The organism is Paraburkholderia graminis C4D1M (genome assembly GCF_000172415.1).
Taxonomy (GTDB): domain Bacteria; phylum Pseudomonadota; class Gammaproteobacteria; order Burkholderiales; family Burkholderiaceae; genus Paraburkholderia; species Paraburkholderia graminis.
Genome location: NZ_ABLD01000012.1, coordinates 1 through 22,665 on the forward strand (window position 1 = coordinate 1; position 22,665 = coordinate 22,665).

A 22,665-nucleotide genomic window follows, 5' to 3' on the forward strand; every position below is an offset into this window, starting at 1 on the left:
CCCATGGCGAAGTTTATCAAGTCCGCGAATTGAGTGGGTGTCGTCGGCTCCCTTCGACTGTAGGGAGCTGCTCAGACCCGAGACAACGTTCAAGGGCGTCCACTCGTACCAAGGAAATCCAATGTCGATCGTAAAAAGCTTCGCCGTGGCAAACGGCGACATGTTCTACATCAAACACAACAGCGATAACTTCACCATTATCGACTGTAACCTTACTGCCGCAACTGCTCCGTTTCGCATCAAGGAGCTCAAGCGTGAGTCCCTCGACAAGGGAATCACTCGCTTCATCTCGACGCATCCCGATCAGGATCACTTCGGTGGAATTGAGCTCTTGAACGATGAAGTGCCGATCACGAACTTCTACGTGGTCAAAAACCAAGCGATCAAGGAGGTGGAGACCGAGTCATTCAAGCGCTATCGCTCGCTCCGCGATGACGCGACGAAGGCCTTCTATATGTACAAGGGGTGTACTCGCAAGTGGATGAATCTTTCCGATACCGACCGGGATAGTTCGGGCATCAATGTCCTGTGGCCGGACACCGGCAATCAGGATTTCAAGAGTGTGCTTGCGGCATGCAACGCCGGCGAGAGCTACAACAACATCTCAGCCGTCATTCGATATAAGGTCGCAGACGGTGCAAGTGTCATGTGGCTGGGTGACCTGGAGCACGAGTTCATGGAAAAAATTACCGACCATATCCACTTGGAGAAGACTACCATCGTCTTCGCATCGCACCACGGGCGGGAATCCGGGAAAATCCCCGACTCGTGGCTCGAAAAATTGGACCCCCAGATCATTATCATCGGCGAGGCTCCTTCGCGTCACCTGCACTATTACACCGGCTACAACACGATCACCCAAAACTGCGCTGGCGACGTCACGATGGAGTGCGTCGACAACAAAGTCCATTTCTATGTTTCGAATCCCGCCTACACGGTAGATCACTTGGTCGACGAAGGCAGGGGGGACACCTTCGACAACTACATCGGCAGCATCACCGTTGAAACCGAGTACACGCTGCAAGTGAAGGCCGCATAAAGGTGATGACGATGAACTGGACTCAAATCTTCGCAAAGATGCTTGACCCGTACGAACTGCGCGCGCGGCTCTTTCCCGGTTTGCTGCTACTTCTCCCGGCGATCACGTACCTCACGCTGCTATATGGCACCAAGAGTCCGATCATCGTGGGGCTTAGCAGTGTGCTTGCGACTTGCGGCGGCCCTTACTTTTTGTCCAGTTTCGTTCGTACGCGGGGGGTGCGAGCGCAGGAGGGCCTATATCGTCGATGGGGAGGACAACCGTCAACGCTACTGCTGAGGCATGGTGATTCGCATTTGCCTCAGCAAACTAAACTTCGTTACCACGGTCTTGTCGCTTTGCGGCTGGGAATCGTCATACCAAGTTTGGAGGACGAAAAGCAACATCCCATCCAGGCAGACGAAGCGTATGCGGCAGCGGCAGATGCGCTGCGGCCGCTCACTAATGACCGCAAGCGCTTTCCCTTCATCTATAAGGAATTGGTCGCTTACGGATTTAACCGGAATGCGTACGGTTCACGTTGGATTGGGTTCAGCATCGCCGTGGCAACGATGATCGCAACCATACTGCACGGCGGCATCGTGCACTTGCAAGCGCCATATTTGACTTATCCGAGCCTGAATCTCGCGCATTTTCTTGTGCTCCTTGTGTCATTTGTGCTTTCGGCCCTGTGGTCTCGTCACTTCACGGCTGACACTACTTGGTTTGCAGGCGTGTGCTACGCAAAACGGCTATGGGAGGCGTTGGAGGAGTTACCGAAGAAACCTGCTCGCACCCGGCCGAAGCGCAGAGGTTCCGACGAGCCTACAGCAACCTCAGTCGATCCGAAGTGAACGCAGCAAGCTGTTGGCCAGTTTGAATGCGGTTACCGTCGTGGGATTACCGTTGCAACCGGAAGTCAGTTGTCGTTCTTGCGAACTCGCTGAAGCCTCGGTCGACGTAGCTTTGCGAGGGACGATGAATGTCATCGAGCATGGCACCTCCTACGCTATCCAGACAATCGCTTCTTGCTTGGCCAATTCGAGGATTAGCCGCCAGAACGCCGCTCCTGCCCCCGCTCCGCACACAGAAACAACAAAGCCGACACAAGGCCGGCTTTGTTATGGAAGCGTTATTTTGCACTTTGTAGTAGGAAGCATATCTCTGCATCTGATGCAAAGTTATGGTTCCTGATTCATGCCATTCAATGAGATGCGAAACCTTTGGTGGAGAGGAGGAGGATCGAACTCCCGACCTTCGCATTGCGAACGCGACGCTCTCCCAGCTGAGCTACCCCCCCACTATCGAAACAATTCTAGCACAGCCCTTTTCGGTTTTGCCAAGCCGCAACGGGCCACAAAACCTCACTTCGACGGCGCCCCCGCAAGCACCCAACCGACTACAGTACGGACATCCGCATCGCTCATCGACTGATGCGCCGGCATGGGAATCATGCCCCACACGCCCGAGCCGCCGTCCTTCACCTTGCGCGCCAATTTTCCGGCCGCCTGCGCATCGCCCTTGTACCGGGCGGCGATCTGCTGGAACGACGGGCCGACCAGCTTGCGATCCACCGCATGGCAGCCCATGCACGCATTCGCATTCGCGACACGCTGACCAGCGGGTACATCGGCGGCAAACGCTTGAGATGCAAACACAAGCGCCACCGAGCCCGCCATCAACGCCATAAAAACACCGCCAACCCCACGCATCACTGCGGCGCCTTCGGATTGCCCGGATGCACCGCGTTCGAATTCGTGACCGGCGCCGGCGCCTGCTGTTCAAGCGGCCGCGCGCTCACCGACGAATCCGGAATCGCGCCCACCGTCGCCGCGCTCGCGTCGGGCTGCGACGCGGCGACCGGAGCCGTTGCCGCAGCAGCGGCCGCCGCAGCGGCTTCCTGCGGCTGGATGTACTGGAACACCTTCACGACCTGCGTCACGCCCGGCACCCGGCTCGCGACGTCCGCGCCGCGATTGCCTTCATCCATCGTGACGAGGCCCATCAGATACACCGAACCGCGCTCGGCCACGACCTTGAAATCGTTCGCCGAAATATCCTTCTCGGCGATCAGCGCCGTTTTCACGCGCGTCTCGAGATACGTGTCGTTCGTGCGCGACGAGAACGAACTCGCGGGCATGATCGCCAGTTCGTTGACGATCGTATTCACGTTGTTCAGTCCGCGCACGATGCTCTCTGCGCGCTGCTTCGACGCGTCCCCCGCGACTTCGCCGGTCAGCAGCACGCGGCGATTGAACACCGTCACGTTGACGTGCGCCGAGTCCGGCAGGTTCTGGCTCGTCTGCGAAAGCGCCTTCACCTGAATCTCGCGGTCTTCGGTCTGCGCGCCGAGCGTGCGCCGGTCGGTAGCCATCAACGCGCCGCCGCCCGCCGCGCCCGCAACGGCGAGAAAGCAACCCTGCAACGTCGCGGACAACCCCGCCGCAAAACCCACCACCAGCACGGTTCTCACCAGTGTCTTCTTGACGCGGAATACGCTCATCAACTAGCTCTCCTTCGGATCGTTCTCAGTCTTCGCCCAGCAACATGGCATCGATGCCGTCGCACAGACAATGGATGGTCAGCAAATGCACTTCCTGGATACGCGCGGTGCGATCCGACGGCACGCACACGTGGATGTCGGTATCGCTCAGTATTTCCTGCATGCGTCCGCCGCCTTTTCCGCTCAGCGCGACGACGATCATTTCGCGCTCATGCGCAGCTTCGATCGCGGCGATCACATTCGCGGAATTGCCGGACGTGCTGATCGCGAGCAACACATCGCCCGGCTGTCCGAGTGCCCATACCTGCTTCGAGAAAATCTGCTCGAACGAGTAGTCGTTGGCGATCGCGGTAAGCACGGACGTATCGGTGCTGAGCGCGACGGCCGGCAAGCCGGGCCGCTCGCGCTCGAAGCGGCCAATCAGTTCCGCGGCGAAGTGTTGCGCGTCGGCGGCCGAGCCGCCATTGCCGCAAGAAAGAATGCGATTGCCGTTGGCAAGCGCGGCGAACATCGTGTCGATCGCTGCAGCGATCGGCATCGACAAGGTTTCCAGGGCTTCGAGTTTGACTGCCGCGCTATCGCGGAAGTGTTGTTGAATGCGTTCGACTGACATCGAGTCTCTATCTTCTACCGCGAGTGGGCCGCAATGCGCAGCCATGTTGTGAAGTCGTATGAATGAAGTCGTGCAGCCTGCCGTGCCGCTGCGGTGAACGTGTTACGCAACGCGTGACGCGACATACGTGAATCCGAAGAACACCTCGCGAAATGCGCTGTACGGAGCACTGTTATGCCGCATGTCGTCCGCCGCCCCGTAGCTCGCACGCGAGCGCAAGTTTATCGCACTAACACGCGTTGTCCGCGCATTGCGTCAGACTTCGTCGGCGCGGAAAGCATCGCGCAGCCACACGAGCCGCCCCGCTTCGAAGGCAATCACGTCGAAGCGGCAAGCGGGCTGGGCGCCTTGCTGCGACACCTGCGTCGCGAGGTAATGCTGCGCGGCGCGCACGATCCGCTGCCGCTTCTGCCACCCGATGCTCGCCGCGGCGCCGCCATACTTGCGTTGAGCGCGCGCCCGGACTTCGACGAAGACCAGTGCGCCATCGCGCTCGCGCATGACCAGATCGATTTCGCCGCCGCGGCACGACACATTGCGCGCGACCAACCGCAAACGCTGGCGCTGCAGAAACTCCTGCGCGTGTGCTTCGAAAGCGGCGCCGACGAGCTTGGACCCGGGTTGCGTGGAAAAGTTGTCGCGCATGGGCGCATGCGGTTTTGGCGGCCTACGCTCCTGCTCCTGCTCCTGCTCCTGCTCCTGCTCCTGCTCCTGCTTCGAGCGAGACGCGCTCCGAGCACGCACGCCGCCAGGACCTGGTGCCCCTGCGTGGCACAATGACGGCCTCATTCCGTCCGTCTGCGTTTTCTGCCTCATGACTTCTCTCTCCGAACTCGCGCAAGGACAGCAGTACCCTGCCGCCGCGCTGTATGTGGTGGCCACGCCGATCGGCAACGTCGCCGACATCACGCTGCGCGCGCTGCACGTACTCGGTCTCGTCGACCGCATCGCCGCGGAAGACACGCGCAACACGGGTCAGTTGCTCGCGCGCTATGGAATCTCGAAGCCGCTCATCGCCGTCCATCAGCACAACGAGCGAGCCGCGGCGCAACGCATCGTCGAACATTTGCAGGCGGGCGAGCGGGTGGCGTATGTGTCCGACGCAGGCACGCCCGGCATCTCGGACCCAGGCGCAAAGCTCGTCGATGCAGCGCGCGAAGCGGGCTTTGCGGTCGTTCCGCTGCCGGGCGCAAGCGCGCTTGCCACCGCACTGAGCGCGGCGGGCGACTGGGTCGCGACGTTCTCGTTCCTCGGCTTTCTTCCGCCGAAAGCCAAAGCGCGCGCCGCCACACTTCAGGGGCTCGCCCATCATCCGCATGCGCTGGTCTTCTACGAAGCGCCGCATCGCATCGTCGAAACGGTGCAGGCGCTGGCCGATACGTTGGGCGGCGAGCGCAAGCTGCTGATCGCGCGAGAACTGACGAAGTTACACGAAGCGCTGCATTGCGGCACCCTGGCCGAAGGGCCAACGTGGCTCGCCGCCGATCCAAACCGGCAACGCGGAGAATTCGTACTGGTAGTGGAAGGCGCGCAGCAGGAAGCGGCCGGCGAACACGATCATGATGCGTTGCTCGAAACGCTGCTCGAAGAATTGACGGTGAGCAGCGCGGCCAAAATAGCGGCGGCGATCACCGGCGCGTCGCGCAACGCGTTGTACACGCGCGCGCTCGAGCTCAAGAAAGAAGAGGACTGACGCGCGAAGCGGCCGCGCCGCAAGCACAGCGGGATACGTCACGCAAAACAAAAGGGCCGCTCATACCGATGAGCGGCCCTTCTTGCATTTACACGCAGCAGCGTGGCTGTTCGTCATGCGAGGCAGCGCCCAAAGCGCCGCCGCAAAATCATTTCTGCGCAGTCGATCCCGAGTTGGACGCCAGCGTTTCGTCGCGTGCGGCGCGCGCTTCTTCCTGCGTCAAACCTTCGATCTTCACGCGCGCCGTGCCGGCGTGGCGCATATCGAGCACGTTCGCCGCCGCCATCGACAGATCGATCACCCGGCCGCGCGCATACGGACCGCGGTCGTTGATTCGCACGACGACCGAGCGCGACGTGGCGGGATTCGTCACGCGCACATATGAGCCGAGGGGCAGCGTGCGATGCGCGGCAGTCAGCGCGTGCATGTCGTAACGTTCGCCATTCGCGGTGCGGCGGCCATGGAAACCGCGGCCATACCAGGAGGCGCGGCCGATCTGATGAAAGTCCGACACGTCGGTGCCGTCATCGGTGAGCGGTTTGGCGTCGGCCAGCGACGAGCCCTGGACGGCGACGTCCGAGGCCGGCGCGCTGCCGTAGGCTTGCGGTCCGAAGGACGCTGCTTGCGCGTTTTTTGTGCGGAGCGGCACAGCGTTTGCAACGCTGTTGTCGGCCCCCGGCGGCGTGGCGCAACCGGCCAGCACAAAAAAGGCGAAAAGAGTCCCCAGACTACGGGATAACCGAGTTTTCATAAGACGTGCAATCACATTGTCGAGCCGCATCACGCGAAGTTGAGCGTGTTGCCTGCGACTCCGGCGGCAAAGGACGACAACGCGCCGCGCAGACGAGCGCAGTACGTCGAAGCCCGGATGCAGCTCACTGAGCCGCTACCGCACGGTTAATTTTCACGTCTGGCGCAACCTGTCCCCGGCAGCCTGACCAGACCCCACATGCCGCCATCGAACGTGGCAAACACGTTCTTGCGCGCGAAAGTTCAGCGCGCAGGAACGGCGGCGTAGGCCCCACCCAGCGTCACGACCGTTAAAGTCGTAGCAGGCGCGCGGCGCCTGGCTGGGCAAGACGTGTGCATCGAATGCATCGATACCTGATGGCCGTCATACCGCGACGGCCCTTACTTGAGTGGCGATCCGCGCGCCCATTTTTGATGGGGACGCATCGCCTTGTGGCAGCACGATTCCTCGTGCATGGGGTCCATTATACCCAAAACAGAAGTCTGCGTTGCTAAGCGACTGAAAACCTTGATGAATCTTCACCATTGCTGCAAGAATCGACAGACAAAAGCCGCAGGCGCGGCGTTTGCGGGGAGGCGACAAGCCTCGGCGCGCGCCGGAAAGACGCCGGTACAATCAACGTTTTCACTGCGGCGCCGTCATCCATGAAAGTCACCTTGATCCCCGTTACGCCGTTCCAGCAAAACAGCTCGCTGCTCGTTTGCGAGGCGACCGGACGCGCGGCCGTCGTCGATCCGGGCGGCGATCTCGACATCATTCAAGGCGAGATCGCGCGGCAGAAGGTGAGCGTCGAAAAAGTGCTGCTGACGCATGGCCATATCGACCACTGCGCCGGCGCGAAGACGCTGGCCACGCATTACGGCGTGCCGATCGAAGGCCCGCATCCGGACGAACGTTTCTGGCTCGACAAGCTGCCGGATCAAAGCACGCGCTTCGGCTTTCCGGCTGCGCAGGCGTTCGAGCCCGACCGTTGGCTCGACGACGGCGACACCGTGCAGTTCGGCGATGAAACGCTCGAGGTCTATCACTGCCCCGGCCACACGCCGGGCCACGTCGTGTTCTTCAGCCGCGCGCATCGGCTCGCGCTGGTCGGCGACGTGCTCTTCGCGGGCTCCATCGGCCGCACGGATTTTCCGCGCGGCAACCACGCCGATCTGATCCGCTCGATCCGCGAAAAACTCTGGCCGCTCGGCGACGACGTCACGTTCGTGCCGGGCCACGGTCCCACGTCGACGTTCGGCGCGGAGCGTCGCAGCAATCCCTATGTCGCCGACGGAGTCGCCGCATGAGCAGCGAAATCTATGTCAGTACCGACGTCGAAGCGGACGGCCCGATTCCCGGCCCGCATTCGATGCTGAGTTTCGCCTCGGCCGCCTACACGGAGGACAAGCAGCTGATCGCCACGTTCTCCGCCAATCTGGAATTGCTCGACGGCGCGGCGCCCCATCCGGTGCAGGAAGCGTGGTGGAAGACGCAGCCCGAGGCGTGGGCGGCCTGCCGTACCGACTTGCAGCGTCCGGACGCGGCGCTCGCGGCCTACGTCGACTGGGTCGAGGCGCTGCCCGGCAAGCCGGTGTTCGTCGCCATGCCCGCCGGCTTCGACTTTACGTACATGTTCTGGTACATGATGCGCTTTGTCGGCCGCTGCCCGTTTTCGTGGTCGGCGCTCGACATCAAGACGCTCGCCTTCGCGATGACCGGCCTGCCGTATCGCAAGAACATCAAACCGCGCTTTCCGAAACACTGGTTCGACGAGCATCCGCACACGCACGTCGCGCTCGATGACGCCATCGAACAGGGCGCACTTTTCTGCAACATGCTGAAGGATCTGCGCACGATGCAGGCCGCCAGCCTTGCGTCGGCGCAAGAAGGGGACGCCTCAGGACAAAATCCCGCTGAGGAACCGGCAAATTAGGTAATCTCCCTCGCGGGAGGCGTTTTGCATTGCGTTTCGTTTTCGCGCCCTCTACCATGCGGTGATACGGCGACGCAAACGGAGGCGCAGTTGACACTCGATACGTTCTCTCAAAAAATTCTGCGCCTTTTGCAGTTAGATGCACGCCGTTCGGTGCAGGAAATATCCGATCAGGTCGGCCTGTCGAGCACGCCATGCTGGCGGCGCATCAAGGACATGGAGCAGTCGGGCGTGATCCAGCGCTACACCGCGCTGCTGGATCGCGAAAAACTGGGGCTGCACGTGTGCGCGCTCGCGCACATTCACCTCACGCGTCACACCGAAGGCGGCGTCGAACAGTTCGAGCGGGAGATCGCCACCTGCCCGGAAGTCACCGAGTGCTACAGCACGACCGGCGAATCCGATTACATCCTCAAGATCGTCGCGCCGGACATCAAGGCGTACGACACGTTTCTGCACGAACGCATCTTCAAGATTCCCGCGGTGGCGCAAGTGCGCACGAGCGTCGTGCTGCGCGAGATCAAGTTCGATACGCAGTTGCCGCTTTGAGGGGATGCGCTTTGATGCGCTTCGCTTCGATGGGGTTTGATGCGCGTCGGTGTGCCAGAGGTGCACGTGTGATGCGCCTGATGGTCCGCAATCCGCCGATGATGCGCCGGCGAGCCGCCGCAATCCATCAAGAGCGCCGTTCGGCATGGCGACGCGGCCCGCCGCGCGTTGCGTTGCTCTCAAGCCTCAGTTAGTGCCATGCGGCACTGTGGTACGGCGACGACCATGGCCCGTAGCGCCCGCCTGCGTGGACGAACCGCTTTGCGTCGACGGCGTGCTCACCTCGCGTAACACCTCCAGCTTGCGCGCACCGAGCCGGCGCTTGAGCGCGGCGAGATCCACGCGCTCGAGCCCCTCTGCGTCGCCCTTGCCGGACCCATGCGAAGGCAGCGCCGGCAGCACGACTTCGACGTCGAGCCCCGTGCTCAGATAATGAATGTTGACCGCGGCCGCCTTCACGCCGCCGGCGGCCAATGCCGCGTTGACGTCCGCGACGATCCGCTCGCGCGGCGGCAAACCGACGGGCGGATGCGCGACGGCATCGTTCTCGGGATCGACGTGAATCAGCGCGTCCAGCACGCGGCTGTCGTTCAGCACGCGCAGGCGCGCAGTCTCCGCGATGTAGTGCCCCTCGGAAACCGAGATGAGCGGATCGACCAGAATATGCGCGTCGACAAGCGCGAAATCTCCCATTTTCCGCGTGCGTAATTCGTGGACGTCGCGCACGCCTGGCGTGGACAGCAGCAGCGCGCGCATGTCGGCGGTGGCGGCATCGTCGAGCGCGCGGTCGGACAGATCCTGCAGCGCGTCCCATCCGAACATCCAGCCCATGCGCGCCACCATGAAACCGACGATCGCCGCCGCGATCGGATCGAGCAGCCGCACGCCCGCAAGGCTGCCGAGAATACCGAGCGCAACCACCAGCGACGACGCCGCGTCCGAGCGCGCATGCCACGCATTCGCGATCAGCATGGCCGAACGCACGCGCTGAGCTTCCCGCAGCATGTAGCGAAACAGTCCCTCTTTGGAGACGAGGACGAGCACGGCCACGATAAGCGCGCTCAGATGAACGGCGGGGATGCTCTCGAGATCGGCGAGACGCGTACCGGCACGCCATAACATGCCGAAGCCGACCGCAATCAGCAGCGCGCCGAGAAAGAGCGATGCGACCGTTTCGTAACGGCTATGGCCGTAATTGTGATCGGCATCCGGCTTTGCGCCGCTGTGCCGATTGGCAAACAGCACGACAAAATCGGAAATGAGATCGGCGAGAGAGTGGATGCCGTCAGCCACCAATGCCTGCGAGTGCGCGAACACACCGACGGCGATTTGCAGCGCCATCAATACCGTATTCAGCGCAATACTGACAAACGTACTTTTGCGCGCGACGCGGTGTTTTTCAGCGGACTCAATGGCGGCGGAAGGCATCATGGAAGCGGTGGGTGTTCAACCTCTCCATTCTACCCGTCCGGTCTTAAGAATGAGCGCCCACGCCAACAAACATCTTTTAGAATCAATCGCTTATGAAAACGAAAAGCATTCGCATTCGAATTGCGCGAAGCGGCAGTGCGCGTGGCACACACACGATTTGAACGGACGACAAAAAAGCCGCGCCTGGAAACTGCGCGGCCTTAGTGAATGAGTCCAGCGCACTCGCGACGCGAGCCTCATTCGTATTACGTTAATGCTACACATGCGAGAGGCATTACACCTGATTAATTCCGGGCAAGCACTCAGTAAGCCTGGCGCCTGATTACTTCTGAATGAGAAACTTGTCGCGATCCATGCCCGCAATCCAGCGCGGCGGTTTGCCGCGGCCCGACCACGTGCTGCCGCTTTCCGGGTCACGATATTTAGGCGCAACGCCGGCACGCGGACGAGCGGCTTTTGCACCCTTGGGCGCGCGCCCGCCGCCGAGTTCGCTCAGCGAAATGCCGTAGTCGGCCATTTTCTGTTTGATTTCGTTCAGCACTTCCGCGTATTCGCGCGACTTCGCCTCTTCGATCTGCTTTTCCAGCTTCTCTCGCTGCGCGAGTAGTTCCTTGTAGGAAGACATAGGTTCCCTTGTGGTTTGGATTAACGACTGCCAGTCTTAAGCCGGCTTGCCCTTTGAAGGTGTTCATGCCTCGGAATTTGAACGCGAGATTAACACAAAATAGAAAGACTACAAACGCGTCCGCGTAAAACTAATACTTGTCCGTTTCAAAAACTTTCGCGGCGAGGCGCTGTCACGCGTCAGCTTTCATTTAGCCACTCCGCGTTTTTTGCAGACGAAGCGTCGCGCGAATCGGTAAATATGGGATTAATTATCAGCGCATGAAAATTAAGACAGTTTCCGCAAGCAAACATTTCATTGCATGAGAGCTTCGACATGAAATGTCGGCACATATTTGAAGCACTTTGGGCCCACCGTTTTCGGCGATAAGGTTTTCCCGAATAGGCAATAAACGCCTAATTGGCCCGCCGTCGAATGCAATCTTCTAGCGCCGCACGCAATGTTTCCATGTCCAGCTTCGCGCTTTCGAATGCGAAACGTTTGCGCAGACCGTTTTGCCGCAAATCGACGCCATATCTGTCGACGCCGATTAGCCGGTAGCCGCAGGCGTCGGACACTGCGTCGGCAAATTCGCCGATCAGCGCGTCTTCCTCGTCGTGCTCAAGCACCGGCAGCGGGTCGAGTTCATCGCCGCCGAGCCAGCCCATCGCGCCGAATCCGCCGATATAACGCAGGCGGTCGAGCTTCATCGTCCAGAACGTGAAGTCGCCGAGGACGAGGTAGCGCTCCGCGTCCGGGTGATAGCGCAGATAACGTGCGACAAGTTCGGGCGCCGGGTCGACCGGTTCGAAAGTGCCGAGCAACGTGACGCGCTGACCGTTGAGCACGTCGCCGTCCGGCGCATCGACGACGAGAAAGCCGGCACGCGGATCGGCGTGCAGATTATGCGTGTGCTCGGCGAGCCGGCTCACCAGAATCGTCGGCCGATGCTGTTCATCAGGCGCAAACGGCAGCACCGACGGATAAGGGAAGCCTTCGGGCTGGCGTGCGTGCGTCGCCAGCGTGCCGACCGCGGCGGTATGCAACAGGTGCAATGGAGCTTGTGCGGGAATGTTCAAGTGTCTTCCTTTCGTCGATGAGCGAATTCTTGCCGTCCGTGATGCGCGGATTGGCGTGACGTGCAATGCCGGCTGCCCGCCAATATATATTGCATGCACCTCGTGGATTCGCGGATTCGTGAGTCGCTGGGCGCGCACATCCGTGAACCGTCTGCCAACGCGCGACGAATCCAGCGAAAGCGCAATTCCGTGGATTCAAGCATAAGACAGCGCCCTTCGTTAGAATCGGAAATTCGCTTTCAGTGCGCTTTCTTCCGCATCTTCCTCCTCACGAGACTCCCGTGTCCGATCGCTCCACCGACTTCGCCGCCATCCCCGCCGCTCACCGGAACCTGTCCGACACCGCGCGTCAGCGAGCGCGCATCGCGACGATGGCGCTGTTTTTCATCGCCGGGATGGTGTACGGCTCGTGGGGCGTGCATGTGCCGACCGTGCGCGACCGCTTCCAACTGAGTCCCGCCTTGCTGTCGGTCGCGCTTCTCGCGGTTGCCGGCGGCTCGATCGGCGCGATGGCCGCGAACGCGTCGTGGATTGCGCGCGTCGGCACGCGCCGCGCCTGCCTCACCGGCGGGCTCGTGATGTCGGTCTGCGTCGCGTTGATCCTCGTGGTGCCGTTCTACTGGATGCTGCTGGCCGTGCTGGCCCTATTCGGCGCGGGCATGGCCACGCTCGACGTCGCGATGAACGCCGAAGCGAGCGCCGTCGAAAAGGCGCTGCGCAAACCGATCATGTCGTCGTTGCACGGCATGTTCAGCGTCGGCGGTATGGTCGGCGCGGCTGTCGGCGGCGCGCTGCTCGCGCATGGGATGGCGCCGGCCGTGCATCTCGGCTTGGCCGCGGCCGTCAGCGCGCTCGTGCTGATCGCGGCCTGCCCTTCCGTGTTGCCGCACGTGCCGCACGACGAACATCCCGACTCGGCGACGCCGCGTGCGAACCGCTGGCGCTCGCCCGCGTTGTGGGCGCTCGGCACGGTCGCGCTCGTCGCGCTGATCGCCGAGGGCGCGATGTACGACTGGGCGACCGTCTATATGCGCGATGTCGTCCTCTCTTCGCCGGCCGCCGCGAGCGCCGCGTATGCCGCGTTTTCGGGCGGCATGGCAGCCGCGCGTTTTGCCGGCGACGCGGTGCGGGCGCGCTTTGGCGCTCCGCAACTGGTGATGGCCAGCGCGACGCTGGCGCTTGCCGGCATGATCGGCGCGCTGTTGGTGCCGACGCCGGTCGCGGCGCTGACCGGCTTCACGCTGATGGGCCTTGGTCTCGCCAACATGATGCCGGTGCTGTTCGCGGCCGCCGCGAGCGTGAAAGGCATCCACGCTGCCGAAGGGCTCGCGCACGTCGCCGGGCTGGCTTACTTCGGGATGCTGTTTGGGCCGGTCCTGATCGGCGCGGTGGCGCAGGTGACGAATCTGTCGATCGGACTGTCCGTGGTCGCAGTGTGCTGCGCGCTGATTGCGATCACGGGGCCGAAGGTGCTGCAGCGGCTGAAGATTTAGCGGCCAGGCGCAGCGGCGCCCTCGCCAGTTTCGCGGATTGGGTGGGGTGGAGGCGCCGGGTCGCGTTGGTTGCGATAGCCGTTACTCCTCTTAGAACGCAAGCAACGCGGGCAACGCGCCCGACGCACGCAACGCGACCAACACGGCTGACGCCGAGCACCAAACCCCACCCCAAAACAAAAGGCACGCGACCGAAGGTACGCGTGCCTTTCCAATCATGCGATCACGGACAGCGCAAGCTGCCCGCACCCATGCGGTATTACATCTTCACCACGTCGAGCAGCGTCTTCTTGCCCGACTTGTAGTTGTACAGCGAGATCACGCCGTGCTTCAGATCGCCCTTCGAGTCGAAGGTCGTCTGGCCGATCACACCCTTGTAGTCGGTGTTCGGCATTGCAGCGAGGATCTTCGACGGATCGGTCGAGCCAGCGCGCTTCATTGCGTCGACGATGATGTATACAGCGTCATACGTGAACGGAGCGTAAATCTGGATCGGCTGACCGAAACGCTTCAGGTACTTCGCCTGGAACGCGGAACCGCCTTCCATCTTCTCGAGCGCCATGCCGGCTTCCGAGCAGACGATGTTGTCGGTTGCGTCGCCAGCGAGGTCCGACAGCTTGTCGGTACACACGCCGTCGCCTGCCAGCACCTTCGCGCGCAGGCCGAGCTGCTTGGCTTGCTTCGCGAACGGGCCGCCGGTGGCGTCCATGCCGCCGTACATGATCGCGTCCGGGTTTTCGCCCTTGATCTTCGTCAGAATCGCGCGGAAGTCGACAGCCTTGTCGTTCGTCGCGTCATGCGACATCACGTTCAGGCCCAGCGACTTTGCGGTCTTTTCGAATTCGTTCGCGAGACCCTGGCCGTAAGCGGTCGAGTCGTCGACGATCGCGACGCTCTTCACTTTCAGACCCTTGGCTGCATAGTTAGCGAGTGCCGGACCTTGTTGCGCATCGGTCGCAACGACGCGGTACGTCGTCTTGAAACCTTGCTGCGTGTAGGCCGGGTTCGTTGCCGACGGCGAGATCTGCACGATGCCTGCATCGCTATAGATCTTCGAAGCCGGAATCGACGTGCCCGAGTTCAGGTGGCCGACCACTGCCACAACCTTGTCGTCGACCAGCTTCTGCGCGACTTGCGTAGCAGTACGCGGGTCGGCTGCGTCGTCTTGTGCGTCGAGTTGCAGCGTGACTTTCTGGCCGCCGATCGTCAGGCCCTTCGCGTTGATTTCTTCAACCGCGAGGCGTGCGCCGTTTTCGTTGTCTTTCCCCAGGTGAGCGATACCGCCAGTCAGCGGTGCAACGTGACCGATCTTGACGACCGTGTCGGCTGCAGCCGATGTTGCCAACGTCGCGAACAGCATCGCCGCAGCGCTGATCGGCAACAGCTTTTGAATCTTGATGTTCATGTAAGTCTCCAGTTTCGGTCCCAAAAACAACGTAATCGCCCTGTGCCCCCGCTTCCCCAACACGTGTCGCTCAGTCCCGTGGACGACCACGCCGGTTGCATCGTTCATGCACTTGGCCAGTACGTCTGCCGGACTGTTTGTGACAGGCGGCAACCCGTACTTGCGCGCAAGTGTAGGCTATCAAATTAATTTGTGGGACTTTTTTGAGGAAGTGGGATGAACACTAATAGCGTTTATCCAGTGGCGCCGGCTTCCGGCTTGCGTCGCGGGCTGGAAAGCACCGGCCCATGCGGGTTTCCGCTATATGAGCAACGCATCGGCGAGTAAGCGCTAAAGGTTTTAGCGAGTCAAACCGTTAATGGTTCGAATGAGGCGGAATACGTCGAAATGGATTCGAGCGGCCGGCACTTTTTTTGAAAACGACGCGCGCCGCAAGCGGGGGCGGCACGCGTCCTGACTCGTCGCGGTTCAGCGTTTAAATCCAGCGACGAACGCCGCGATGCCGGCGCTTGCCGCACGCCATTCGTCGTCGAGTTGGGCCATCAGTTCTGCCGCGCCGAAGTCCTCGCGCCGCGAGCGGCCGAGCGGCGCACCTTGCCCCGACCACAGCGACAGATAATCGCCGTTCTGCGCGCGGCCGGCCGTCTGACGCAACTCCTGCGTCAATGCGTTCTGCACGGGATACGGCGCGATCTTCTGCGGCGCTTCGCTCAGGCGCTGCATCAGCGGATTGCGGATGCCGCGCGCGTGGCGGCCAGTGATCGCGTAGGTCACCGAAGTCGACGTGTCGGAAATCGAGCGCAGCCGGTCTTTCCATGCCTGCGGTATCGCGCTTTCGCGGGAAGTCAGGAACGCGGTGCCCATGACCGCGGCTTGCGCGCCGAGCGCGAGCGCGGCGACGATTCCCCGTCCGTCCATGATGCCGCCGGCGGCGAGCACCGGCAGTCCGGTTGCGTCGACGAGTTGCGGCACGAGCGCCATCGTGCCGACCAGCGCTTCTTCGAATGAACCGATGAACGTGCCGCGATGCGCGCCCGCCTCCGAACCCTGCGCGGCGATCGCATCGGCGCCCGCGTCGCGCCACGCGACGCCTTCCGCAACATGCGTCGCGGTGCCGATTACATATTGACCGTTCGCCTGCAGCCGCGCGACGTCTTCGCGTGACAGCAGCCCGAACGTGAAGCTGACCACCGGCACACGCGATTCGATCAGCGCCTCCAACTGCGCGCGAAAATCCGGCGCGTAGCGTTCGAGCGGCCGGCCCGGCGGCAAACCTAGGTCCGCGCGCACCGGGTCGATGGCTTCGAGCGCGCGGCGCACGGTGGCGTCGTCGGGCGCGGCAGGCTGCAGCACGAACAGATTGACGCCGAACGGGCGATCCGTCAGCGCGCGAATCGCCGCGACGTCGCTCGCGATTTTCTCCGGCGACAGCGCCGCACCGGCCAGCGTGCCGAGGCCGCCGCTATTCGACACGGCCGCGACCAACTCGGGCGTCGTGGCGCCCGCCATCGGCGCCTGCACGACCGGCACACGCAAGCCAAAACGCTCGGCAAACGGCGTCACAAAACTGCCTTCACTCATGATCGATTCTCCTTCGCGCAATCCGCTCGCCATCCCCGCGAGACCTTACCGTGGACTCTACCGGCGCGACGCGCAACAGGAAAATGAATAATCGAGAACGTTCGGATCGTCCAATGAGATTGCCTTGACGATGCCCGTCGAACGGGCTTTCGAAGGCTGTTCGCAAGGCTTTGCCGGGGGTGCCTGCACCGGCTTTCTTTTGGTGGCACACTGACCGCCCGCTTCAGGCATTCGCGCCTCTTGCATTCGTTTTGTCTCAACTCGCCCACTCAATTCATTCGCGCGACCGCGCGCGATTACGGAGGACACCATGAGCATCACTTCGCGATGGATCGACATTCCCGCCGGCAACGACACGTTCGGCGGCTATCTCGCGCTGCCCAAAAGCGGCAAGGGACCGGCTGTCATCATCATTCAGGAAATCTTCGGCGTGAACAGCCATATCCGCTCGGTCGCGGATCAATATGCGCAAGACGGCTACGTCGCGCTCGCACCCGACGTGTTCTGGCGCGTGCAGCCGCGCGTCGAGTTGACGTATGAAGGCGCGGACCGCGCGAAGGGCGTCGAACTGATGCAGAAGCTCGACGCAAACCAGGCCGCCGACGACATCGGCGCAACGGCCGCGGCGCTGCGCGCGATGCCCGAAGTCACCGGCAAGATCGCCGCGATCGGCTTCTGCTTCGGCGGACTGCTTGCATATTTGACGGCCGCGCGCGGCAGCGTCGACGCCGCGGTCGCCTACTACGGCGGCGGCATTCAGAACAAGCTCGACGAAGCCGCGAAGGTCAAGGTGCCGATGCAGTTTCACTACGGCGAACTCGACCAGCATATTCCGCTGTCGGCCGTCGGTCAGATTCAGGAGCGCTTTGCCGGCCGCACCGATGCCGAGTTCCACATCTATCCGAACGCGGATCACGGCTTCAACTGTTCGGACCGTGCGTCGTACAACCAGCGCGCCGCCGCGCTCGCGCATGGCCGCACGCTGACGTTCCTCGGCGAGCGGTTGTAAGTCGGGTAAGTGACGCAAGTCATGCACTGACGCGATAGGCTCGCCGCGGCGGCGCGCGAGTCGGTTACGCTTGAAGGGCGGCGCGCCCGCTCTTTTCGCGTCGATGCACGCGGCGGCAAATCACGGCGTAGCTGTGCCGCCGCGCCGCCGCTTGCGTGCATCGACGATGGACATTCCACATCCGCCAGCGAGGTCCTTTCCGCCGTGCTATCAGACTATCTCGCCCATGACGCCCTCGGCCTGGCCGAACTCGTGCGGACTCGCGAAGCCAGCGCGCGCGAGTTGCTGGACACAGCGATCTCGCGCACGGAAGCGGTCAATCCCGCGATCAACGCGATCGTGCTGAAGGACTACGAGGCCGCCCGCGAACGCGCGTCGCGTTACGACGCGAGCATGGCGAACGGCGGGAACGGCATCAACGGTACAAACGGCGCAAATGGCGCAAATGGCGCGGACGCCGACAGCCCGCAAACCGCGCAGACCGCGCTCGCCGGCGTGCCGTATCTGATCAAGGATCTGGGCGCCGCCGTCGCGGGCCTGCGCATGACGATGGGCAGCCGTCACTATCGCCACTTCATTCCCACCGACGACGCGCCGGTCGTCGCACTCGCCAAAGCGGCGGGCCTCAACATCTTCGGCAAGACGAGCACGTCCGAGCTCGGTCAAATGCCTTATACGGAGCCCGAACTATTCGGTGCGTGCCGTAATCCGTGGAATCTCGACCATACGCCCGGCGGCTCGAGCGGCGGTGCGGCGGCGGCAGTCGCGGCGGGCATCGTGCCGCTCGCGCATGCATCGGACGGCGGCGGCTCGATCCGCATCCCCGCGTCGTGCTGCGGACTGTTCGGGCTCAAGCCCTCGCGTGGACGCGTGCCGCGCATGCCCGCCGCGGTCGCGGCCGGCGAACTCGGCGTCGATCACGCCATCTCGCGCAGCGTGCGCGACAGCGCGGTGTTGCTCGACCTGCTCGCGGGCAACGCGGCCCGTCCGCTCGGCGCGCCGGGTACGTTTCTCGGCGCGAGCCGCGAGCCGTGCAAACCGCTGAACATTGCGTACGTGACCGAGCCGATGCTCGCCCCGTCGCTTTCCGCCGATGCACGCGCCGCGCTCGAAGACGCCGCGCAACTTGCAAGCTCGCTGGGACACAACATCGAGCCTGTTTCGCTCGGGATCGATTTCGACGCGGTCAGGCACGCGTTCCTCACGCTGTGGTCCGTGACGGCGGAAGACCTCGTGCTGAACGCCGAGCGCATCACCGGACGCAAGCCGTCACGCGACGAGTTCGAAATCTCGACGTGGGCGATGGCGCACGTGGGCCGCAAGCTCGGTGAGCGCGGCCTGCCCGGGGCGCTCGAAGAACAGCGCCGCATCACCGAACGTCTGACCGATCTGCTGAGCTGCTACGACGTGATCCTCTGCGCGACGCTCGCCGCGGCGCCCATCAAGATCGGCGAGATGCATCCGACGCAGGCCGAGCGCATGCAGATGCGCGCAGTCAGCGCGATGCCGCTCGAGCCGCTGATGAAGAAGCTGCTCGCCGAGGCATCGAACAAGGCGTTTGCGTGGGCGGGCTGCACCGAACTCTTCAATCTGAGCGGCCAGCCGGCCATGTCGATACCGCTTTACTGGAATGCGCGCGGACTTCCCGTTGGCGTGCAGTTCGCGGCCCGCGACGGCCGCGAAGCCACGCTGCTGCGCCTTGCCGCGCAACTCGAAGCGGCACGGCCGTGGTTCGACAAGCGTCCGCCGCTGATCAAGGCGCGCAGCTAGGCGGTGCGATGTGAGGTGAACGGTTTGCGTCGCGCGTGCGTCGGCATCGACGTGACGATGGCCCGGCATGCAAGCCACTGCGACGATCGACGCAGCCAGTCCGCGCATCAAGTAATAAGTCGGTGGGAGCGGCGAGCCGCTCGCCTCGGTAAGCGACGTGACGACGAACGGTCCAAAGCCGCCGAACATCGTCACGGCAATGCGGTAGACCAACGATAAACCCGTGCAGCGCAAATCCGCAGGGGAACAGTTCGGCGATCAGCGCGCCGAACTGCCCGTCATATTGCAGCGCACTTCAGCCAACGCATGAAGGCAGCGTGAGAACCACGCGATCAGGCCTTCTTGTTATACGCACTGCACCAGCCCTTCGCCGCAACCTGCTTGCCGGCGAACATCGGACACGGCGCGTACGGATCGCTCGCTTTGCCCTGATAGAAGCTGCAATTGCCGCAGTCCTGGCCCGGTGCGTACTTGGCGAACTTCGCCTTGTCGACCTTGCTGGCGTCTTCCTTGTAGCCGAGCGCCTGTGCGGTCGGGTCGCTTTCTGCGACCTTCGGTGCATCGGCGAATGCCTGGCGGGACAGTGCCAGCGACGAGGCCACGCCGATACTGGAAATCAAAAACGTGCGACGGGAAGCTTTCATGGGGACTCACTCCATTTATATTGAACTGATCGCCGTTCTGATGACAGCGGTCCCCAAGGATAGCAATGAAGCCGTCTCAGGTGACGGGTCAAATGATAGAGATAAGCGAATCGCAACGACATCGGGCCGCGCCGCGTGAAGCGCAACCGCGTGCGCTCATGCGCGGCCGCTCAATTCGCACACTCGCTGCGCGATCGCCAGGCAAGCCGTGAGTCCCGGCGATTCGATGCCGAACAGATTGACGAGTCCGCGCACGCCATGCGCGGCCGGTCCCTGGATCACGAAATCGGCGGCGGGTTCGCCGGGGCCCGACAGCTTCGGACGGATTCCCGCGTAAGCCGGCTGCAGCGCGTTGTCCGGCAGCGCGGGCCAGTAAGCGCGAATCGCTGCGTAGAAAGATTCGGCGCGCTGGGGATCGACGTCGTAGTTGATGGCATCGACCCATTCGACGTCCGGACCGAAGCGCGCCTGGCCGCCAAGGTCGATCGTCAGATGCACGCCGAGTCCTGCTTCGTTCGGCATCGGATAGATCAGGCGGCTAAACGGCGCGCGTCCGGAGATGCTGAAGTAGTTGCCGCGCGCGAGGTAGAGCGGCGGCACATGGCGCGCGTCGAGTCCGCGAATCTTGCGCGCCAGCGCGTTCGCGTGCAGCCCGGCGCTGTTGATCACGCAAGCGGCGCTGATCGTGGTTGGCGCATCACCGCCGACCTTGATGATGAAGCGGCCATTGCCCGCTTCGATTGCCTCGACCGGCGAATGGAACGCGAACATCACGCCGTCGCGCTCGGCGTCGCCTTGCAAGGCCAGCATCAACTGATGACTGTCGACAATGCCTGTCTGCGGCGAGAACACGGCCGCCACGCATTCGAGCACCGGTTCGAGCGCCTGCGCCTCGCTGCCCGTAATGCGCATCAGGTCGAGCACGCCGTTGTCGCGGCCCTTGGCCATGATGCTGTCGAGCTGCGGAATCTGATTGTTCGACGTCGCGACGAGCAGCTTGCCGCAGCGCGAATGCGGCACGTTACGCTCGACACAATAGTCGTAAAGCATCTCGCGGCCGCGCACGCATAGCGTTGCCTTCAGCGAGCCGCGCGGATAGTAGATGCCCGCGTGAATCACTTCGCTGTTGCGCGAACTCGTGCCCACGCCGATTGCCTCGGCGGCTTCGAGCACGATCACTTCGCGCCCGCGCGCCGCGAGCGCACGCGCCACCGCGAGCCCGACCACGCCGGCGCCGATTACGACACATTCGATCTGGTCCATGTCCCTCGACGCAGCCGACTTCGCTACGCGCCGCCTCGTTCATCCATGTAGATGGCAACAGCATGCGGCCAACGAACGCCGTACACCGCTCGCTGCCGAACGCACTGCCGTTTTGCGACCGTTTTACAACGGTCATCCGACCGCTGCCTCAAATTGTACGACGCCGCGCGCACGGCGATGCGCTCCCGCTGTTTCCAGCGGCAGCGCATCGTGCGGCCATTCGCAGTTTTTTGGCGGGAATGGACAGTGGCTGCCTAGAAGCCGATCGGCCTGCGACGGTTGCCGAAGTCGAGCCGGATGTCGCCGCCGCCGATCTCGTCGCGTCCGTCGATGCGCGCCGCGCCGAAGCCGTTCAGAATCGCCCGGCGCATTTCGCGAGGCGACGCGTTTTTCAGCGCGTCGAGCGCGTCGTCGCCGAGCTGCTCCGGAAAGCGCAGACCCCAGTTGTGGGCGCCGCGGATCTCCGCGTAGATGGACTGCGCGATGCGGCGCGCGCCGTCGCGATCCGGCGGCGGAATCTCATACACGTTCATCCGGTTCATGATCGGCTCGGGAATCGAGCGCGCGTCGTTCGCCGTCGCAATCCATATCACGTGGCCGGCATTGATCGGAATTTCCGCGAATTCGTCGATGAAACTCTGCGCCGTGTCGTGCTCCAGCAGCGCGTACAGCGCACCGAGCGGATCGTATTGCGAGTCGCCGGTAGCCTTGTCGATTTCGTCGACGGTAATCACCGGGTTCGCGTAGCTGCCGTTCACGAGCGCGTCGAACACCTTGCCGGGCTTGGCGTTTTTCCATTGCGACGACGCGCCCGAAAGAATCCACCCGGCCGTCAGCGAGCTCATCGCGACATACTGATAAGCCGTGCCGAGCAGGCGCGCTAACTGCTTCGCAAAATGCGTCTTGCCGATGCCGGGATCGCCGAGCAGCAGAATCGGCATCAGCTCCAGGCGGTCCTCGGTCTCGAGACAGAGCGCGACCTGCTTGCGGATGTCGTCGAGCGGATCGGCGAAGTTCGGCAATGCGTCGATCAGATCGTCGATCGACGGCATGCGGTTCGGCTTCACGCAGAACCGCAGATTGCCGGTTTTCAGCATCTTTTCGTAGGTTGTGCGCAGCGCGTCGTTGGCGCCTTCGCTCAGATCGTTCAGCGCGGTCTCGACCTGATCGAGGTCGTACACCTGACTGAAAGACGCTACGGCGATTTCCTGTCTGACCATTGCTGTTGTCATTGCTCACCCCGTCTGACTGGCCTTGCTAGGCGGCATCCGATGGACGCCGTTTCAGGTCCAGTTTAACGAGGACAGATCGGCACGCAAGCCAGCAGTCGGGCGGCTCTGCTGC

At 62.7% G+C, this 22,665-nt stretch carries 22 protein-coding genes, 1 tRNA gene and 1 pseudogene; 9 read left to right on the forward strand and 15 right to left on the reverse strand.

The window, feature by feature from the left end; translation table 11 throughout:
* The first annotated feature begins 121 nt into the window (after positions 1 to 121).
* Positions 122 to 1,039, forward strand: a complete 918-nt coding sequence (locus BGRAMDRAFT_RS19155; protein ID WP_006050464.1) for a ComEC/Rec2 family competence protein — start codon at positions 122 to 124, stop codon at positions 1,037 to 1,039.
* A gap of 11 nt (positions 1,040 to 1,050) precedes the next feature.
* A complete protein-coding gene (locus tag BGRAMDRAFT_RS33245; protein ID WP_006050465.1) occupies positions 1,051 to 1,872 on the forward strand; it encodes a hypothetical protein in 822 nt (273 codons plus the stop codon).
* 370 nt (positions 1,873 to 2,242) lie between these two features.
* On the opposite strand, the gene BGRAMDRAFT_RS19165 is transcribed toward BGRAMDRAFT_RS33245, so the two are convergent.
* The 5 genes from BGRAMDRAFT_RS19165 to BGRAMDRAFT_RS19185 all read right to left on the reverse strand — a co-directional run bounded on the left by BGRAMDRAFT_RS19165 (position 2,243) and on the right by BGRAMDRAFT_RS19185 (position 4,911).
* A tRNA-Ala gene (locus BGRAMDRAFT_RS19165) sits at positions 2,243 to 2,318 on the reverse strand.
* 64 nt (positions 2,319 to 2,382) lie between these two features.
* Positions 2,383 to 2,730 (reverse strand): c-type cytochrome, encoded by a 348-nt coding sequence (locus BGRAMDRAFT_RS19170; RefSeq protein ID WP_006050466.1) that lies wholly within the window; start codon positions 2,728 to 2,730, stop codon positions 2,383 to 2,385.
* Positions 2,730 to 3,521: a BON domain-containing protein gene (locus tag BGRAMDRAFT_RS19175; RefSeq protein WP_006050467.1), complete on the reverse strand. Its 792-nt coding sequence runs from the start codon at positions 3,519 to 3,521 to the stop codon at positions 2,730 to 2,732. Before BGRAMDRAFT_RS19175 ends, BGRAMDRAFT_RS19170 begins: the two co-directional genes overlap by 1 nt.
* Before the next feature lie 25 nt (positions 3,522 to 3,546).
* Positions 3,547 to 4,134, reverse strand: coding sequence for a phosphoheptose isomerase (locus tag BGRAMDRAFT_RS19180; RefSeq protein ID WP_006050468.1), 588 nt, complete (start codon positions 4,132 to 4,134; stop codon positions 3,547 to 3,549).
* 255 nt (positions 4,135 to 4,389) lie between these two features.
* The gene (locus BGRAMDRAFT_RS19185; RefSeq protein WP_044021411.1) at positions 4,390 to 4,911 is read right to left on the reverse strand and encodes a YraN family protein; all 522 of its coding nucleotides are present in this window, start codon (positions 4,909 to 4,911) and stop codon (positions 4,390 to 4,392) included.
* Positions 4,912 to 4,948: 37 nt separating this feature from the next.
* Between BGRAMDRAFT_RS19185 and rsmI the strand changes: the two genes are divergently transcribed.
* Positions 4,949 to 5,827 (forward strand): 16S rRNA (cytidine(1402)-2'-O)-methyltransferase, encoded by an 879-nt coding sequence (rsmI, locus tag BGRAMDRAFT_RS19190; RefSeq protein WP_006050470.1) that lies wholly within the window; start codon positions 4,949 to 4,951, stop codon positions 5,825 to 5,827.
* A gap of 148 nt (positions 5,828 to 5,975) precedes the next feature.
* On the opposite strand, the gene BGRAMDRAFT_RS19195 is transcribed toward rsmI, so the two are convergent.
* On the reverse strand, positions 5,976 to 6,578 hold the full coding sequence (locus tag BGRAMDRAFT_RS19195; RefSeq protein WP_374710149.1) for a septal ring lytic transglycosylase RlpA family protein: 603 nt from the start codon (positions 6,576 to 6,578) through the stop codon (positions 5,976 to 5,978).
* Positions 6,579 to 7,222: 644 nt separating this feature from the next.
* Here BGRAMDRAFT_RS19195 and BGRAMDRAFT_RS19200 point away from each other — a divergent pair.
* The 3 genes from BGRAMDRAFT_RS19200 (at position 7,223) to BGRAMDRAFT_RS19210 (ending at position 9,042) form a co-directional block, all read left to right on the forward strand.
* The gene (locus tag BGRAMDRAFT_RS19200) at positions 7,223 to 7,867 is read left to right on the forward strand and encodes an MBL fold metallo-hydrolase (RefSeq protein ID WP_006050472.1); all 645 of its coding nucleotides are present in this window, start codon (positions 7,223 to 7,225) and stop codon (positions 7,865 to 7,867) included.
* Complete coding sequence (locus BGRAMDRAFT_RS19205; RefSeq protein WP_006050473.1) at positions 7,864 to 8,493, forward strand: 3'-5' exonuclease family protein; 630 nt, start codon at positions 7,864 to 7,866, stop codon at positions 8,491 to 8,493. The genes BGRAMDRAFT_RS19200 and BGRAMDRAFT_RS19205 overlap by 4 nt, the downstream gene beginning before the upstream one ends.
* Positions 8,494 to 8,583: 90 nt before the next feature.
* On the forward strand, positions 8,584 to 9,042 hold the full coding sequence (locus BGRAMDRAFT_RS19210) for an Lrp/AsnC family transcriptional regulator (RefSeq protein ID WP_006050474.1): 459 nt from the start codon (positions 8,584 to 8,586) through the stop codon (positions 9,040 to 9,042).
* 186 nt (positions 9,043 to 9,228) lie between these two features.
* Here the strand turns inward: BGRAMDRAFT_RS19210 and BGRAMDRAFT_RS19215 are convergent, their stop codons facing one another.
* From BGRAMDRAFT_RS19215 to BGRAMDRAFT_RS19225, 3 genes are all read right to left on the reverse strand, one after another.
* Positions 9,229 to 10,470 carry a cation diffusion facilitator family transporter gene (locus tag BGRAMDRAFT_RS19215; protein ID WP_044021448.1) on the reverse strand — a complete coding sequence of 414 codons (1,242 nt, stop codon included), beginning with the start codon at positions 10,468 to 10,470 and terminating at the stop codon, positions 9,229 to 9,231.
* 325 nt (positions 10,471 to 10,795) lie between these two features.
* Positions 10,796 to 11,098, reverse strand: a complete 303-nt coding sequence (locus BGRAMDRAFT_RS19220) for an H-NS histone family protein (RefSeq protein WP_006050476.1) — start codon at positions 11,096 to 11,098, stop codon at positions 10,796 to 10,798.
* 395 nt (positions 11,099 to 11,493) lie between these two features.
* Positions 11,494 to 12,156, reverse strand: coding sequence for a HugZ family pyridoxamine 5'-phosphate oxidase (locus tag BGRAMDRAFT_RS19225; RefSeq protein ID WP_006050477.1), 663 nt, complete (start codon positions 12,154 to 12,156; stop codon positions 11,494 to 11,496).
* Positions 12,157 to 12,437: 281 nt separating this feature from the next.
* Between BGRAMDRAFT_RS19225 and BGRAMDRAFT_RS19230 the strand changes: the two genes are divergently transcribed.
* The gene (locus BGRAMDRAFT_RS19230) at positions 12,438 to 13,649 is read left to right on the forward strand and encodes an MFS transporter (protein WP_006050478.1); all 1,212 of its coding nucleotides are present in this window, start codon (positions 12,438 to 12,440) and stop codon (positions 13,647 to 13,649) included.
* Positions 13,650 to 13,908: 259 nt separating this feature from the next.
* Here the strand turns inward: BGRAMDRAFT_RS19230 and BGRAMDRAFT_RS19235 are convergent, their stop codons facing one another.
* Positions 13,909 to 15,054 carry a branched-chain amino acid ABC transporter substrate-binding protein gene (locus BGRAMDRAFT_RS19235; protein WP_006050479.1) on the reverse strand — a complete coding sequence of 382 codons (1,146 nt, stop codon included), beginning with the start codon at positions 15,052 to 15,054 and terminating at the stop codon, positions 13,909 to 13,911.
* Positions 15,055 to 15,522: 468 nt separating this feature from the next.
* Complete coding sequence (locus BGRAMDRAFT_RS19240; RefSeq protein ID WP_006050480.1) at positions 15,523 to 16,635, reverse strand: NAD(P)H-dependent flavin oxidoreductase; 1,113 nt, start codon at positions 16,633 to 16,635, stop codon at positions 15,523 to 15,525.
* A gap of 310 nt (positions 16,636 to 16,945) precedes the next feature.
* Between BGRAMDRAFT_RS19240 and BGRAMDRAFT_RS19245 the strand changes: the two genes are divergently transcribed.
* Together BGRAMDRAFT_RS19245 and BGRAMDRAFT_RS19250 are read left to right on the forward strand one after the other, a co-directional pair.
* Positions 16,946 to 17,644 (forward strand): dienelactone hydrolase family protein, encoded by a 699-nt coding sequence (locus tag BGRAMDRAFT_RS19245; protein WP_006050482.1) that lies wholly within the window; start codon positions 16,946 to 16,948, stop codon positions 17,642 to 17,644.
* 204 nt (positions 17,645 to 17,848) lie between these two features.
* The gene (locus BGRAMDRAFT_RS19250) at positions 17,849 to 19,414 is read left to right on the forward strand and encodes an amidase (protein WP_006050483.1); all 1,566 of its coding nucleotides are present in this window, start codon (positions 17,849 to 17,851) and stop codon (positions 19,412 to 19,414) included.
* A gap of 33 nt (positions 19,415 to 19,447) precedes the next feature.
* On the opposite strand, the pseudogene BGRAMDRAFT_RS35420 reads toward BGRAMDRAFT_RS19250, so the two are convergent.
* The 4 genes and pseudogenes from BGRAMDRAFT_RS35420 to BGRAMDRAFT_RS19265 all read right to left on the reverse strand — a co-directional run.
* A pseudogene (locus BGRAMDRAFT_RS35420) lies at positions 19,448 to 19,697 on the reverse strand (MFS transporter); the annotation flags it as partial.
* Between the two features lie 49 nt (positions 19,698 to 19,746).
* Entirely contained in the window at positions 19,747 to 20,058 is a 312-nt protein-coding gene (locus BGRAMDRAFT_RS19255; RefSeq protein ID WP_006050484.1) for a high-potential iron-sulfur protein, read from the reverse strand.
* Positions 20,059 to 20,214: 156 nt separating this feature from the next.
* Positions 20,215 to 21,321, reverse strand: coding sequence for an NAD(P)/FAD-dependent oxidoreductase (locus tag BGRAMDRAFT_RS19260; protein WP_006050485.1), 1,107 nt, complete (start codon positions 21,319 to 21,321; stop codon positions 20,215 to 20,217).
* Positions 21,322 to 21,575: 254 nt separating this feature from the next.
* Positions 21,576 to 22,553: an AAA family ATPase gene (locus tag BGRAMDRAFT_RS19265; protein ID WP_029969498.1), complete on the reverse strand. Its 978-nt coding sequence runs from the start codon at positions 22,551 to 22,553 to the stop codon at positions 21,576 to 21,578.
* Between the last annotated feature and the right edge of the window lie 112 nt (positions 22,554 to 22,665).

Bases quoted from the DNA above. Each gene is read 5' to 3' on its own strand.
- BGRAMDRAFT_RS19235 (WP_006050479.1), bottom strand. From the start codon at position 15,054: ATGAACATCAAGATTCAAAAGCTGTTGCCGATCAGCGCTGCGGCGATG.
- BGRAMDRAFT_RS19240 (WP_006050480.1), bottom strand. From the start codon at position 16,635: ATGAGTGAAGGCAGTTTTGTGACGCCGTTTGCCGAGCGTTTTGGCTTG.
- BGRAMDRAFT_RS19200 (WP_006050472.1), top strand. From the start codon at position 7,223: ATGAAAGTCACCTTGATCCCCGTTACGCCGTTCCAGCAAAACAGCTCG.
- BGRAMDRAFT_RS19220 (WP_006050476.1), bottom strand. From the start codon at position 11,098: ATGTCTTCCTACAAGGAACTACTCGCGCAGCGAGAGAAGCTGGAAAAG.
- BGRAMDRAFT_RS19245 (WP_006050482.1), top strand. From the start codon at position 16,946: ATGAGCATCACTTCGCGATGGATCGACATTCCCGCCGGCAACGACACG.
- BGRAMDRAFT_RS19255 (WP_006050484.1), bottom strand. From the start codon at position 20,058: ATGAAAGCTTCCCGTCGCACGTTTTTGATTTCCAGTATCGGCGTGGCC.
- BGRAMDRAFT_RS19175 (WP_006050467.1), bottom strand. From the start codon at position 3,521: ATGAGCGTATTCCGCGTCAAGAAGACACTGGTGAGAACCGTGCTGGTG.
- BGRAMDRAFT_RS19265 (WP_029969498.1), bottom strand. From the start codon at position 22,553: ATGACAACAGCAATGGTCAGACAGGAAATCGCCGTAGCGTCTTTCAGT.
- BGRAMDRAFT_RS19205 (WP_006050473.1), top strand. From the start codon at position 7,864: ATGAGCAGCGAAATCTATGTCAGTACCGACGTCGAAGCGGACGGCCCG.
- BGRAMDRAFT_RS19215 (WP_044021448.1), bottom strand. From the start codon at position 10,470: ATGCCTTCCGCCGCCATTGAGTCCGCTGAAAAACACCGCGTCGCGCGC.
- BGRAMDRAFT_RS19155 (WP_006050464.1), top strand. From the start codon at position 122: ATGTCGATCGTAAAAAGCTTCGCCGTGGCAAACGGCGACATGTTCTAC.
- BGRAMDRAFT_RS19195 (WP_374710149.1), bottom strand. From the start codon at position 6,578: ATGAAAACTCGGTTATCCCGTAGTCTGGGGACTCTTTTCGCCTTTTTT.
- rsmI (WP_006050470.1), top strand. From the start codon at position 4,949: ATGACTTCTCTCTCCGAACTCGCGCAAGGACAGCAGTACCCTGCCGCC.
- BGRAMDRAFT_RS19170 (WP_006050466.1), bottom strand. From the start codon at position 2,730: ATGCGTGGGGTTGGCGGTGTTTTTATGGCGTTGATGGCGGGCTCGGTG.
- BGRAMDRAFT_RS19260 (WP_006050485.1), bottom strand. From the start codon at position 21,321: ATGGACCAGATCGAATGTGTCGTAATCGGCGCCGGCGTGGTCGGGCTC.
- BGRAMDRAFT_RS33245 (WP_006050465.1), top strand. From the start codon at position 1,051: ATGAACTGGACTCAAATCTTCGCAAAGATGCTTGACCCGTACGAACTG.
- BGRAMDRAFT_RS19180 (WP_006050468.1), bottom strand. From the start codon at position 4,134: ATGTCAGTCGAACGCATTCAACAACACTTCCGCGATAGCGCGGCAGTC.